The sequence below is a fragment of the Duganella sp. CF517 genome, assembly GCF_900110275.1.
Classification (GTDB): domain Bacteria; phylum Pseudomonadota; class Gammaproteobacteria; order Burkholderiales; family Burkholderiaceae_D; genus Rugamonas.
The window spans coordinates 345,223-357,342 of the sequence record NZ_FODC01000005.1 but is presented as its reverse complement, the minus strand read 5'-3'; the positions used below and the strand labels follow the sequence as shown (position 1 = coordinate 357,342).

General features: G+C 64.7%; 14 protein-coding genes. 5 read left to right on the top strand and 9 right to left on the bottom strand.

Annotated features, from left to right (window positions below; translation table 11 throughout):
- Positions 1–20: 20 nt before the first annotated feature.
- From BMX85_RS20930 to BMX85_RS20900, 7 genes are read right to left on the bottom strand one after another with little or no spacing between them, the layout of a single operon-like run.
- Entirely contained in the window at positions 21–641 is a 621-nt protein-coding gene (locus BMX85_RS20930) for a Maf family protein (protein WP_090323215.1), read from the bottom strand.
- A gap of 19 nt (positions 642–660) precedes the next feature.
- Entirely contained in the window at positions 661–1,131 is a 471-nt protein-coding gene (gene rlmH / locus BMX85_RS20925) for a 23S rRNA (pseudouridine(1915)-N(3))-methyltransferase RlmH (protein ID WP_090323211.1), read from the bottom strand.
- A gap of 6 nt (positions 1,132–1,137) precedes the next feature.
- Complete coding sequence (rsfS, locus tag BMX85_RS20920; protein WP_090323208.1) at positions 1,138–1,830, bottom strand: ribosome silencing factor; 693 nt, start codon at positions 1,828–1,830, stop codon at positions 1,138–1,140.
- Positions 1,831–2,490: a nicotinate-nucleotide adenylyltransferase gene (locus tag BMX85_RS20915; RefSeq protein WP_090323205.1), complete on the bottom strand. Its 660-nt coding sequence runs from the start codon at positions 2,488–2,490 to the stop codon at positions 1,831–1,833.
- Positions 2,491–2,498: 8 nt separating this feature from the next.
- On the bottom strand, positions 2,499–3,413 hold the full coding sequence (gene hemF / locus BMX85_RS20910) for an oxygen-dependent coproporphyrinogen oxidase (RefSeq protein ID WP_090323202.1): 915 nt from the start codon (positions 3,411–3,413) through the stop codon (positions 2,499–2,501).
- A 4-nt stretch (positions 3,414–3,417) separates the two neighbouring features.
- The gene (gene purD, locus BMX85_RS20905) at positions 3,418–4,686 is read right to left on the bottom strand and encodes a phosphoribosylamine--glycine ligase (RefSeq protein WP_090323200.1); all 1,269 of its coding nucleotides are present in this window, start codon (positions 4,684–4,686) and stop codon (positions 3,418–3,420) included.
- Positions 4,687–4,692: 6 nt separating this feature from the next.
- On the bottom strand, positions 4,693–5,418 hold the full coding sequence (locus BMX85_RS20900; protein ID WP_090323197.1) for a YebC/PmpR family DNA-binding transcriptional regulator: 726 nt from the start codon (positions 5,416–5,418) through the stop codon (positions 4,693–4,695).
- A 140-nt stretch (positions 5,419–5,558) separates the two neighbouring features.
- On the opposite strand from BMX85_RS20900, the gene BMX85_RS20895 reads away from it, so the two are divergent.
- Genes BMX85_RS20895 through BMX85_RS20880 form a run of 4 tightly spaced genes read left to right on the top strand, consistent with a single transcriptional unit; the run spans position 5,559 to position 8,411 of the window.
- Positions 5,559–6,485: a DMT family transporter gene (locus BMX85_RS20895; protein WP_090323194.1), complete on the top strand. Its 927-nt coding sequence runs from the start codon at positions 5,559–5,561 to the stop codon at positions 6,483–6,485.
- Positions 6,486–6,516: 31 nt separating this feature from the next.
- Positions 6,517–6,903, top strand: coding sequence for a methylglyoxal synthase (locus tag BMX85_RS20890; RefSeq protein WP_090323191.1), 387 nt, complete (start codon positions 6,517–6,519; stop codon positions 6,901–6,903).
- Between the two features lie 39 nt (positions 6,904–6,942).
- The gene (locus BMX85_RS20885) at positions 6,943–7,917 is read left to right on the top strand and encodes a quinone oxidoreductase family protein (protein ID WP_090323188.1); all 975 of its coding nucleotides are present in this window, start codon (positions 6,943–6,945) and stop codon (positions 7,915–7,917) included.
- Positions 7,914–8,411 (top strand): DUF6328 family protein, encoded by a 498-nt coding sequence (locus tag BMX85_RS20880; protein WP_090323184.1) that lies wholly within the window; start codon positions 7,914–7,916, stop codon positions 8,409–8,411. The genes BMX85_RS20885 and BMX85_RS20880 overlap by 4 nt, the downstream gene beginning before the upstream one ends.
- Positions 8,412–8,427: 16 nt before the next feature.
- Here BMX85_RS20880 and BMX85_RS20875 read toward each other — a convergent pair whose 3' ends face one another.
- Positions 8,428–10,782: a hybrid sensor histidine kinase/response regulator gene (locus tag BMX85_RS20875; protein WP_090323181.1), complete on the bottom strand. Its 2,355-nt coding sequence runs from the start codon at positions 10,780–10,782 to the stop codon at positions 8,428–8,430.
- Between the two features lie 235 nt (positions 10,783–11,017).
- Between BMX85_RS20875 and BMX85_RS20870 the strand changes: the two genes are divergently transcribed.
- Positions 11,018–11,197 (top strand): CsbD family protein, encoded by a 180-nt coding sequence (locus BMX85_RS20870; RefSeq protein WP_090323179.1) that lies wholly within the window; start codon positions 11,018–11,020, stop codon positions 11,195–11,197.
- 70 nt (positions 11,198–11,267) lie between these two features.
- On the opposite strand, the gene BMX85_RS20865 is transcribed toward BMX85_RS20870, so the two are convergent.
- Positions 11,268–11,960, bottom strand: coding sequence for a DUF4136 domain-containing protein (locus tag BMX85_RS20865; protein ID WP_090323177.1), 693 nt, complete (start codon positions 11,958–11,960; stop codon positions 11,268–11,270).
- Positions 11,961–12,120: the final 160 nt, after the last annotated feature.

Below are 12,120 nucleotides of genomic sequence, written 5' to 3'. Positions count from 1 at the left end.
AGACTGATCATACACGCCACTTACGGCAGCGGCAAACCCGCCTGCCGCAGCAGCTGCGCGGTCTCGTACAGCGGCAGGCCCATGATGCCCGAATGGCTGCCGGAGATATGCTCGATGAATTGCGCGGCCGGGCCCTGGATGCCGTAGCCGCCGGCCTTGTCGTAGGGTTCGAGCGTGGCGCAGTAGGCGGTGATGGCGGCCGGTGACAGCACGCCGAAGCGCACTTCCGACACTTGCGTGATTTGCCCGGTGAAGTCGGCCGAATGCACGGCGATGGCCGTCAGCACCTGGTGGGTGCGGCCGGACAGCTGCGTGAGCATGGCGTTCGCTTCGGCGCGGTCGGCCGGCTTGCCGAGGATCTGGCCGTCGATGGTGACGGTGGTGTCGGCGGTGAGCACGGCGCGCGGCTTGAGGTGGCGGCGCTGCACCAGGTTGTAGCCGAAGGCGGCTTTTTCCTGGGCCACGCGGGCCACGTAGTCGAGCGGCGCTTCGCCGTCGATGACGTTTTCGGTGACGTCGGCGCCGCGCGGACCGTCGGCGCGCAGCAGCAGCAGTTCAAAATCGATGCCGATCTGGCGCAGCAGTTCGCGCCGGCGCGGGCTTTTAGAGGCGAGGTAGATCTTTTTTTCGACCAGTTTCATGTGATATTTTCTGACGCCGTCAAACCCGGTGGTAAGGATGGTTCTGGGTGATCGACCAGGCGCGATACAGTTGTTCGGCCAACAATACCCGTACCATACCATGAGGGAGCGTCATACTGGAAATCCGGATCAGGCCTTCGGCGCGCGCCTTGAGCTCCGGATCGAGGCCGTCGGCCCCGCCGATCAGGAAGGCGGTGTCGCGCCCGTCCTGCTGCCACGCCTCGAGCTGCTGCGACAGGCCGACCGAGGTCAGGTCCTTGCCACGCTCGTCGAGCGCGATGATGCGCACCGATTTGGGCAGCGCCGCCTCGATGCGCTCGCGTTCGAGCGCCATCGCGGTGGCGGCGGTCTTGCTGCCCGAACGGTCGACCGGCTTGATTTCCTTGAGCACGATCTTCAGTTCCGGCGGCATGCGCTTGGCGTATTCGGCGAAGCCCGTTTCGATCCAGGACGGCATTTTATGGCCGACCGCAGCGATGATCAGCTGCATGGACGCTTACTCTGCGACTTTTTTGATACGCTTGATGACCGTCTTGGCCGGCGCTTCGTCCGCTTTCGGCTTGGCCGCCTTCGGCGCTTTCGGCTTCGGCGGCAGGGCTTTCAGCGCTTCGGCCGAGGCGACGGCGCTCTTGGTCTTGCCGACCTTGATGGTTTTGCCGACCGGGATGGCGGCCTTCTTGGCGGCCGGTTTCTTCTCGGCGGCCGGTTTGGCGGCGGCCGCTTTGCGGGCCGGGGTCTTCTTCTCGATCACCGGCGAGGCGTCGACGGCTTTTTTGCCGGCGGCCAGGTGGCTGGAGATTTTCTTCGGCTCGTCGGCTTCCTCGCCTTCCTTGGTCGACTTGCGCTTGGCCGCGCCCAGCTTGACCGGCTTGTCGCCCCAGATCTCTTCCAGGCGGTAGTAGGCGCGGATCGGCGCCTGCATGATGTGGACGATCATGTCGCCCAGGTCGACCAGCACCCATTCACCGGTGTCCTCGCCTTCCATGCCGTAGACGTCGCCGCCGGCGGCCTTGACCTTGTCGCGCACCGAGGCGGCCAGCGCCTTGGTTTGGCGGTTGGAGGTACCGGAGGCGATGGCGATGCGGTCGAAAAGGCTGGTCAGGTGGGTGGTGTCGAACAGCGTGATGTCTTGTGCCTTGACGTCTTCGAGGGCGTCAACGACGAGGGATTGCAGTTTTTTGATGTCCATTTAGCTTTTGTATAGATTGTGTTGTTCAATATAGTCTAGCACTAGCGGCGGGATAAGCGAGTTTGCCTGTTCCCCCCGTTGTAATGCCGCACGTATTTCGGTGGCGGAGATATCCACCGCGAAGTCTTGTGCCAGATAAGTCAGACCGTGCGGCGTGTTGCGGATTTGTTCAGGCGTTCCCAAACGGCTGGAGAACGCCGCGGCGACCGCCGGCGGAAGGCCGGCGGCGCCTATGTCGAAGCCAGGGCGGGCCGCTACGCAGATATGGGCGTAGTCGAACAGCGCCTGCCATTCATTCCAGGTGTCGAGCCGCTGCAGCTGGTCGGCGCCCATCACGAAGGCGATGCAGGCGTCCGGTCCCAGCTCGGCGCGCACCAGGCGCAGCGTCTCGATGGTGTAGGTCGGCAGTCCCTTGGCGGCGCGCTCGATTTCCTGCATATCGATGGCGACGTCGAACGGCTGGTCCTTGAAGGCGATGGCCACCATCTCGGCGCGCTGTTCCGGCGTCGCCTTGAGCATGGCTTTTTGCCACGGCAGGCCGGCCGGGATCACGCGCAGCTGGTCCACTTGCAGCAATTGCGCGAAATAGGCGCCGAGGGCGATATGACCGTAATGGACCGGATCGTAGCTGCCGCCCAGCAGTGCAACCCGCTGTGCCATGGCCTTTGTCACGCGGCCAGCCAGTCGCGGTGCGGCAGGAAGTCGGTGTACAGCGCCGCTTCCGGCGTGCCGTCCTCCGGTTCCCAGCGATAGCGCCATTTGACGATCGGCGGCATCGACATCAGGATCGCCTCGGTGCGGCCGCCCGACTGCAGGCCGAACAGGGTACCACGGTCGAACACCAGATTGAATTCGACGTAGCGCCCGCGCCGGTAAGCCTGGAAATCGCGTTCGCGCTCGCCGTACGGCGTGTCCTTGCGGCGCTCCAGGATCGGCAGGTAGGCCGTGAGGAACGAATCGCCCACGCTTTGCATCAGCGCGAAGCTGCGGTCGAAGCCTTGTTCGTTCAAATCGTCGAAGAAGATGCCGCCGACGCCGCGCGCCTCCTGGCGGTGCTTCAGGTAGAAATACTCGTCGCACCACTTCTTGTAGCGCGCGTGCAGGTCGTCGCCGAACGGCGCCAGCGCGTCGTGGCAGCTCTGGTGGAAGTGTTTGACGTCTTCCTTGTCGCCGTAATAAGGCGTCAGGTCCATACCGCCGCCGAACCACCACGCCGGCTCGCCGTTGACGGTGGTGGTGGTGAAGAAGCGCACGTTCATGTGCACCGTTGGCGCGTACGGATTGCGCGGGTGGATCACCAGCGACACGCCCATCGCTTCCCACGGGTTGCCGCCCAAATCGGGACGCATCGCCGACGCCGACGGCGGCAGCCTGGCGCCCAGCACGTGCGAGAAGTTCACGCCACCGCGTTCGATGACGTTGCCTTCCTCGACCAGGCGCGAAATCCCGCCGCCGCCCTCGGGGCGCTCCCACTCGTCGCGCAGGAAGGCCTTGCCATCGAGCGCTTCGAGCGTGTCGACGATGCGGGCCTGCAGATCGAGCAGGAAGGCCTTGACGGCCGCTGGATTCGGGGCGGACAGCATGTTGTTAGTGTTTCAGCCCGCGCCAGCCGATGTCGCGGCGGCACTGCATGCCTTCGAAGGAGATCTGGTCGACCACCTCGTAGGCCTGCTTTTGCGCCAGCTTGACGCTGTCGGCCAGGCCGACCACGCACAGCACGCGCCCGCCGGTCACCTGCAATTGGCCGCCCACTTCGGCGGTGCCGGCGTGGAAGGTCACCGATTCCGGCGTCTCGGCCGGGATGCCTTCGATCACGGCGCCCTTGAGCGGCGCGTCCGGGTAGCCGGCGGCTGCCAGCACCACGCCGACGGCGGTGCGGCGGTCCCACTCCAGTTCGACCGTGTCCAGGGTGCCGTTGACGGCGTGTTCCATCACCGTCACCAGGTCGGTCTTCAGGCGCGACATGATCGGCTGCGTTTCCGGGTCGCCCATGCGGCAGTTAAATTCCAGCGTGCGCGGATTGCCGGCGGCGTCGATCATCAGGCCGGCGTACAGGAAGCCGGTGAAGACGATGCCGTCCTTCGCCATGCCGGCGATGGTCGGGTTGATAATCTCGCGCATCACGCGGGCGTGCATCGCCGGCGTGACGATCGGGGCAGGGGAGTAGGCGCCCATGCCGCCGGTGTTCGGGCCTTCGTCGTTGTCCTTGAGGCGCTTGTGATCCTGGCTGGTGGCCAGCGGCAGCACGTTTTTACCGTCGCACATGACGATGAAGCTCGCTTCCTCGCCGGCCAGGAATTCCTCGATGACGATGCGGGCGCCGGCGTCGCCGAAGCGGTTATCGGCCAGCATGTCGTCGACGGCTTGATGCGCTTCTTCCAGCGACAGCGCCACCACCACGCCCTTGCCGGCGGCCAGGCCGTCGGCCTTGATGACGATCGGCGCGCCGTTGGCGTCGATGTAGGCGTGCGCTTGCGCCACGTCCGAGAAGGTCTGGTATTTGGCGGTCGGGATGCCGTGGCGCTGCATGAACGCCTTGGCGAAGTCCTTCGACGACTCCAGCTGCGCCGCTTCCCTGGTCGGGCCGAAGACCTTCAGGCCACGGGCGCGGAACAGGTTGACGATGCCGCCGGCCAGCGGGGTTTCCGGGCCGACGACGGTCAGGCCGATGTGCTCCTGCTCGACAAAGGTCGCCAGTTCGTGCAGATCGGTGATGTTGACGTTGACCAGGCGCGAATCGCGCGCGGTGCCGCCGTTGCCGGGGGCGACGTAGACCATCTGGATGCGTTCCGATTGCGCCAATTTCCATGCCAGCGCGTGTTCACGGCCGCCGGAGCCGACTACCAATATTTTCATAAATCCTCAGTCTTCGATCAGCGTGTTGGAATAGACTTCCTGGACATCGTCCAGCGCTTCCAGCGCGTCCAGCAGTTTTTGCATCTTGACGGCGTTGTCGCCGGTGATGACGGTTTCAGTGGCCGGCTTCATGATGATCTCGGCCACTTCGGCCTTGAAACCGGCCGCCTCCAGCGCATCCTTGACGGTCGCGAAGTCGTGCGGGCCGCACAGCACTTCGAAGCCGCCTTCCTCATCGGCGACCACGTCTTCGGCGCCGGCTTCCAGCGCCACTTCCATCAGCGCGTCCTCGTTGGTGCCGGGCGCGAACAGGAACTGGCCGCAATGCTTGAACATGAAGGCCACCGAGCCCTCGTTGCCCATGTTGCCGCCGTTTTTGTTGAAGGCGTTGCGCACTTCGGCCACCGTGCGCACGCGGTTGTCGGTCATGCAGTCGACGATGATGGCCGCGCCGCCGATGCCGTAGCCCTCGTAGCGTACTTCCTCGTAGGCCGCGCCGTCCTCGCCGCCGGTGCCGCGCGTGATCGCGCGTTGCACGTTATCCTTCGGCATATTGGCGTCGGCCGCCTTGTCCACCGCCAAGCGCAGGCGCGGGTTGGTCTGGATGTCGCCGCCGCCCATGCGCGCGGCCACGGTGATTTCCTTGATCAGACGTGTCCAGATCTTGCCACGTTTGGCGTCGGTAGCGGCCTTTTTGTGCTTGATATTGGCCCATTTGCTGTGTCCAGCCATGTTCAGTCTTCCTTCGGCGCGGTTTTGTTCGGGGTTGGCGATAGTCGTTGCTATGCGGTGAGGGCGGTATTTTAACATAAGGCAGGGCGCCAAAACCGCCGCCCTCTGCGGCCGGGGCTGTTTGGCCTTACAATCGAGGGATGGACAAAAGCATAACGAATGTCGACCCCGACGGCAGCTCCCCCCGCGCCGCCTACCTGGGCGGCCTGGGAATCGCCATCGGCGGCGCGGTGCTGTTCTCGACCAAGGCCATCGTCGCCAAGCTGCTCTACCGCTACGACCTCGACGCCGTCACCGTGCTGGCGTTCCGGATGATTTTTTCGCTGCCGGTGTTCGCCGCCGTCGCCGTGTGGAAGATGCGCGGCGCGGCGCCGCTGTCGAAGGCCGACCGCTGGCGCCTGATCGGCCTGGGGCTGGTCGGCTATTATTTGTCCAGTTTCCTCGATTTCCTCGGGCTGCAGTACATCACGGTGGGCCTGGAGCGGCTGATTTTGTTCCTGACGCCGACCTTCGTGCTGCTGATCAGCGCCACGCTGCTCAAGCAGCACATCAGCGGCAAGCAGTGGCTGGCGCTGCTGACCTCCTACTGCGGCATCGTGTTCGTGTTCTTGCACGACCTGGGCAACGGCGGCGCCAACGTCGCGCTGGGCGCGACCCTGGTGACGGGATCGGCCGCCGCCTACGCCGTCTACCTGCTGCTGTCGGGGGAGATGGTCAAGCGGCTGGGGGCGCTGCGGCTGGTGTCGTACGCGATGTGCGTCTCCAGCGTGGCCTGCATCGCCCAGTTTTTCATCCTGCGGCCGGCGTCGGCGCTGGTGCAGCCGGTGCAGGTGTACGGCCTGTCGCTGGTCAACGGCATCCTGTGCACGGTGATGCCGGTGTTCATGACGATGGCCGCCGTCGAGCGCATCGGCGCCGGCGCCGCCTCGCAGGCCGGGATGATCGGCCCCGTATCGACCTTGTTTCTGGGCGCGCTGCTGTTGGGCGAACCCGTCACGTCCTGGCAACTGGCCGGCACCGCGCTGGTGATCGCCGGGATTTATCTGCTGTCCAAGAGTAAAAAATAAAACTGGATAAACCGTATACATGGATAACGCTATGAAAACCCGCATCGCCCTGATCGCCCACGACAAGAAAAAAGACGACATGATTTTGCTGGCCGGCGAATACCGCGCCTTCCTGTCGACCTGCAACCTGGTTGCCACCGGCACCACGGGCGGGCGCCTGATCAACGAGCTGGGGCTGGAGGTGGACCGCAAGCACTCCGGGCCGTTCGGCGGCGACTTGCAGATCGGGTCGATGCTGGTGCAGGGCGAGATCGATTGCGTGATCTTCCTGCGCGATCCGATGACGCCGCAGCCGCACGAGCCGGACATCAACGCGCTGGTGCGCGCGTGCGACGTGCACAACACGCCGTGCGCGACCAATGTCTCGTCGGCGCATCTGGTGTTGTCGCAACTGCAGTTGCGCGCTGCGGCCGCCTGAGGCGCGCTACACTCTGACACTCGTGTAATGGAGGCAGTGATGACCAAGGCAATTCGTATCAACCGCGTGGGCGGCCCGGAAGTGATGGAGCTGGTGGATGTGGACCTGCCGCCGCCCGGCCCGGGCGAGGCGCAGGTGCGCCACGGCGCCATCGGACTGAATTTCATCGACGTCTATTTCCGCACCGGCCTGTATCCGCAGCCGCTGCCGGGCGGGCTGGGCATGGAAGGCGCCGGCACCGTCGAGGCGGTGGGCCAGGGCGTGACCGAAGTGAAGGTCGGCGACCGCGTGGCCTATGCCGGGCGGCCGAACGGCGCCTACGCCGAAGCGCGCAACATGCCGGCGTCGCAGCTGCTGGTGCTGCCGGAGAAGATCGGTTTCGACATCGCCGCCGCCATGATGCTGCAAGGGCTGACGGTGCAGTACCTGCTGCACCGCACCGTGCACCTGAAGGCGGGCGACACGATCCTGTTCCACGCGGCCGCCGGCGGGGTCGGCCTGATCGCCTGCCAGTGGGCCAAGGTGCTGGGCGTGACGTTGATCGGCACCGTCGGCTCGGACGAGAAGGCGGCGCTGGCGACCGAGAACGGCGCCGACCACGTGATCAACTACAACCGCGAGAACTTCACCGAGCGGGTGCGCGAGATCACCGGCGGCAAGGGCGTGTGCGCGGTGTACGACTCGATCGGCAAGGATACCTTCACCGCCTCGCTGGACTGCCTGGCGCCGCTCGGCACCATGGTCAGCTTCGGCAACGCGTCCGGCCCGGTGCCGCCGGTGGCGCTGAGCGAGTTGAATAACCGTGGCTCGCTGTTTATCACGCGGCCGTCGCTGGGGGCGTACATGGCCACGCGCGAGGATCTGGAGGCGGCGGCCAAGTCGCTGTTCGGCGTCGTCAACAGCGGCGCGGTCAAGATCGACGTGCGGCAGCGGTATAACCTGGCCGACGTGGCCCAGGCGCACATCGATCTCGAAGCGCGCAAGACCACCGGCTCGACGATCGTCCTGCCATGAGCGGCAGCCTTTTCGAGGAGGACAAGGTCAAGGGCAAGCAGCTGCGCGACGAGGAAGAGGACGACGACGGCGACTTCTCCGACATGCTCAGTGAAATGCGCATCCTGCTGCCGGGCGCGCAGATGCTGTCCGCCTTCCTGATCATCCTGCCGTTCAACGCCGGTTTCGCGCATATCGACCATACGGAAAAGCTGCTGTTCCTGGCGACGTTTTTCCTGGCCTTGACCAGTCTGGTGCTACTGAGCGCGCCGGCGATCCAGCACCGCCTGATGCGGCCGCTGAAGGACCGGGCGCGCTTCAAGCGGGTGGCGACCAAGCAGATCGTGGCCGGTTCGTTCGCGCTGGCGATCGCGCTGGTGCTGGGGACCGATCTGGTGATCTCGGAAGTGTTCGGGGGCAGGGTGGGCGTGATCATGGCCGGCATCATGGCGGCGTTGATCGCCGTCGTCTGGTGGCTGATGCCGATGTATTTGAAGCGGCATTCCGGCGTATAGAAAAAACGCGCCGGCGTCAGCCCAGCGCGTTTTCCAGCTGCGCGAAATTGAACGGCTTGAGCAAAAACTTGGCCGACGCGTCCGACAAGCCGGCGTTGTCCTTGTCGTGCCCGCTGACGAACACGATGTCCAACTCGGGTTGATCGGCGCGCGCCTGGGCCGCCAGCTCGATGCCCGACATGCGAGGCAGGCTGATGTCGGTCAGCAGCACATCGATATCCCCGCGCTCGATGCGCTGCAAGGCTTCCTCGGCCGATCCGACCGAGTCGACCACGTGCCCGAGCGACTCCAGCAGTTCGGCCGTCAGCATGCGCGCATCCTCGTTGTCCTCGACCAGCAAAATACTGCGCCGGCGTCCCTCGGCCGGCTGCGCGGGCGCCGTTTTCATGCTCGACCGGTCGCGGTGCAGCGATTCCACATGCTGGCGGTTGGCGAACATGAACCGGATCTTGCGCGCCAAATCCTCGCGCCGGTAAGGTTTGCTCAGCAGCTCGACCCCGGCGTCGAGCCGGCCGCCATGCACGATGGCGTTTTGCGTGTAGCCGGACGTGAACAGGATCTCCAGCCCCGGCAGGATGGCCTTGGCGCGGCGCGCCAGGTCCGGGCTGCGCAGCTCCCCGGGCATGACCACGTCGGTAAACAGCAAGTCGATCGGCAGGCCGCTGTCGATGATCGATAGCGCGCTCTGGCCGTCGGCGGCCTTGAGCACCGTGTAGCCGAGGCCCTTGAGGATTTCCACCACCGTCTCCTGCACCTGCAGGTCGTCCTCGACCACCAGCACCGTTTCGTTGCCGCCGACCACAGGGCCGTTGAGCGCCGCCGGCAAGGTTTCCAGCTCCGCCATCGAACGCGGCAGATACAGCTTGAACGTGGTGCCGTGGCCGACTTCGCTGTACAGCTTGATGTGGCCGCCGCTTTGCTTGATGAAGCCGTAGGCCATGCTCAGGCCCAGGCCGGTGCCTTCGCCCTCGCGCTTGGTGGTGAAGAACGGCTCGAAGATCTTGTCGGCCAGATCGTCCGGGATGCCGCAGCCGGTGTCGGAGACGGCCAGCATCACGTACTGGCCGGCGCCGACCTCCGGGTAGCCGGCGCAATAGGCCGCGTCCAGCTCGGCGTTGCGCAGCTCGATGGTCAGCCTGCCCCGGCCGTCCATGGCGTCGCGCGCGTTGATCGCCAGGTTGAGCAGCACGTTTTCCAGCTGGTTGGGGTCGATCAGCGTGCGCCACAGGTCGTTGTCGACCGCCAGTTCGACCGCGACCGAGTCGCCGATCGCCCGTTGCAGCAAGTCGTCCATCGAACCGAGCAGCTCGCGCAGGTCGGCCACCACCGGTTTGAGCGGGTGGCGGCGGGCGAACGACAGCAGCTGCGAGGCCAGCCGCGCGCCCCGGTCGACGGCCACCGTGGCCGTCGTCAGGCGCTTCATGGTCGCCTCGTCGGCGCCGGCCGACAATTGCAGCAGTTGCAGGTTGCCGGAGATGATCTGCAACACGTTGTTGAAGTCGTGGGCGACGCCGCCGGTCAGCTTGCCGATCGATTCGAGCTTTTGCGCCTGCAGCAGCGCCGATTCGGTTTCGCGCAGCGCTTCGGCGGCGCGCTTTTCGTCGGTGATGTCGCGCCCGACCGCGTGGATCAGGTCGGCGTCCGGCACGGCCGTCCAGGAAATGTCGCGCCACGAACCGTCGGCGTGGCGGTAGCGGTTTTCGAAGCGCAAGGTCGTCAGGCCGCTGGCCAGCCGGCCCACCTCGTTGAGCGTGGCGGCGCGGTCGTCCGGATGCACCAGGGTCATGAAGTCGCGGCCGATGATGTCCGCCGCCTGGTAGTCGAGGATCGTGGTCCAGGCCGGATTGACGGAGACGACCTGCGAGTTGAAATCGGCCACCAGCATCAAGTCGGTGGACAAGCGCCACATGCGGTCGTGGTCGGCGGCCTGTTGGTTCATCAGCTTGCGTTCGCGCTCGTCCGCCTGGCGCTGCCGGGTGATATCGCGCGAGATCGACAGCAGCCCTTGCAGCGAGCCGTCGCTGCCGAGCAGGGGACTGACGACCACGTCCCACCACTTGGGCGTGCCTTTGGCGGTGGGGCAGAACGCCTCGAAGTGGCCGATGCTGCCATTGCGGGCGTTGGCCATGGCCTGGCTGACTTGTTCGCGGGTCGGCTCGGGCCACAGGCTGGGCCACATCTCGCCGCACACGGCGCCAAAATTATCGATCTCCATCACGCACTGGCCGTTGACGTTCATCGCCAGCAGGCTGCCATCGACGCCGAGGAGCTTGACGCAATCGGGGCTGTTTTCGAATATCGACAGGTGGGCTTGCCGGCGCGAGGCGTCGGCGCCCGCCGTTGTCGGCGCGCTGTGATCGTGTGTTTCCATAAAGCTCCAAAGACCGGGGACGGATTTCGCAATAAAAAGTTGTGCGGTCTCGCGGGGGCTGGGCTAGTGGCACGCACGCAGTGTACATCAGCGAACTCGACGGTTAGCGTCTTGTTGAGTAAAAAAATCCAACGATGGCAGTTAAGTACGCAAGCGTACAGATGAGTTAGCTCAGCCTTAGTATTCTGTGTCTCAAGCCAAGCCATTCCGGTTTGCACCAATCAGGAGCAACATCATGAACAAAGACCAAATCGAAGGTAAGCTGAAAAACATCGGCGGCAAGATTCAGGAAGAAGTCGGCGATCTGATCGACTCGCCAGAGCAAGAAGCCAAAGGCCTGGGCAAGCAGGCCGAAGGCAAAGTACAAGAAAAAGTCGGCGACCTGAAAGAAGCCGCCAAAATCGCCACCAAGTAATTCTGGTCGCGGTTGAAAAAAAGCCCCTGTGTGCTTCGGCACACAGGGGCTTTTTCTTTGAAAAGACCGGTTAGTTGGTCCGGGCCGGCGCGGCCTGTCCGGCCACCGCCGCCGGGGCTTCGACCGTCTGCGTGGCCGGATCGATCTTCAGGTCGACCCGGCGCGGCACGCCGCTCTGGCCGGGGAAGCCGGTGAACGCGCTTTGCACCAGCGCCGGCATCACATACGGCGTGGCCTGGATCAGGCTGGTGTTTTGCACCGTCACGTCGTACAGCTTGCGGCCGGTCGTGCCGTTGATGGTGACGCGCAGCTGGCGCTGATACTGGTGCTTGATGCGTTCTTCGATGCGCATCGGGCTGAAGCGGAACGGATCATAGAAATACGGGCGATAGCCCCAGCGCGAGTAACCCCAGCCGTAGCGGCCGTAACCCGGACCCCAATACGGGCCCATGAACGGATCGTCCGCTTCCAGCACGCGCACCGGATGGTCGATGGTCACGTATTTCATTCCCACCAGCAATTTCGGCTGCTGGCCCTCGGCGGCCTGGCGGAAGCCCAGCTTGGCCAGTTCATTGCTCACGAGAACTTGGTAGCTGCGGTATTCCAGCGTGTCGTCGGCCCCTTGCGGCGCTTCGAAGGCATAGGTTTTGTCCGGCAGGTCGGCCGGCCAGTCGTTGAAGGCGGTGACGTTGCTGCGGATGGTGGTGGCGCAGCCGGTCAACAGCATGACGGCGGCAGTCGCCAGGACGGCGAGATATTTCATGGTGGTGCCCTCTCAGGTAAGACGGTATGTTCCAGTGCTAAGTTTACGACGCAGCCCCGGACCTTGCACGATTATTACAGATTGTTACGGCAGCGTGGACACAAGCAACTTATTTAAGGCAACTTATTTGGCGCACCGGGTCCCGGCCATGGCCGCCGCG

Bases quoted from the DNA above. Each gene is read 5' to 3' on its own strand.
- BMX85_RS20865 (WP_090323177.1), bottom strand. From the start codon at position 11,960: ATGAAATATCTCGCCGTCCTGGCGACTGCCGCCGTCATGCTGTTGACC.
- BMX85_RS20915 (WP_090323205.1), bottom strand. From the start codon at position 2,490: ATGGCACAGCGGGTTGCACTGCTGGGCGGCAGCTACGATCCGGTCCAT.
- rlmH (WP_090323211.1), bottom strand. From the start codon at position 1,131: ATGCAGCTGATCATCGCTGCGGTCGGCCATAAAATGCCGTCCTGGATC.
- BMX85_RS20875 (WP_090323181.1), bottom strand. From the start codon at position 10,782: ATGGAAACACACGATCACAGCGCGCCGACAACGGCGGGCGCCGACGCC.
- rsfS (WP_090323208.1), bottom strand. From the start codon at position 1,830: ATGGACATCAAAAAACTGCAATCCCTCGTCGTTGACGCCCTCGAAGAC.
- BMX85_RS20895 (WP_090323194.1), top strand. From the start codon at position 5,559: ATGGACAAAAGCATAACGAATGTCGACCCCGACGGCAGCTCCCCCCGC.
- BMX85_RS20890 (WP_090323191.1), top strand. From the start codon at position 6,517: ATGAAAACCCGCATCGCCCTGATCGCCCACGACAAGAAAAAAGACGAC.
- BMX85_RS20930 (WP_090323215.1), bottom strand. From the start codon at position 641: ATGAAACTGGTCGAAAAAAAGATCTACCTCGCCTCTAAAAGCCCGCGC.
- purD (WP_090323200.1), bottom strand. From the start codon at position 4,686: ATGAAAATATTGGTAGTCGGCTCCGGCGGCCGTGAACACGCGCTGGCA.
- BMX85_RS20880 (WP_090323184.1), top strand. From the start codon at position 7,914: ATGAGCGGCAGCCTTTTCGAGGAGGACAAGGTCAAGGGCAAGCAGCTG.
- BMX85_RS20900 (WP_090323197.1), bottom strand. From the start codon at position 5,418: ATGGCTGGACACAGCAAATGGGCCAATATCAAGCACAAAAAGGCCGCT.
- BMX85_RS20885 (WP_090323188.1), top strand. From the start codon at position 6,943: ATGACCAAGGCAATTCGTATCAACCGCGTGGGCGGCCCGGAAGTGATG.
- BMX85_RS20870 (WP_090323179.1), top strand. From the start codon at position 11,018: ATGAACAAAGACCAAATCGAAGGTAAGCTGAAAAACATCGGCGGCAAG.
- hemF (WP_090323202.1), bottom strand. From the start codon at position 3,413: ATGCTGTCCGCCCCGAATCCAGCGGCCGTCAAGGCCTTCCTGCTCGAT.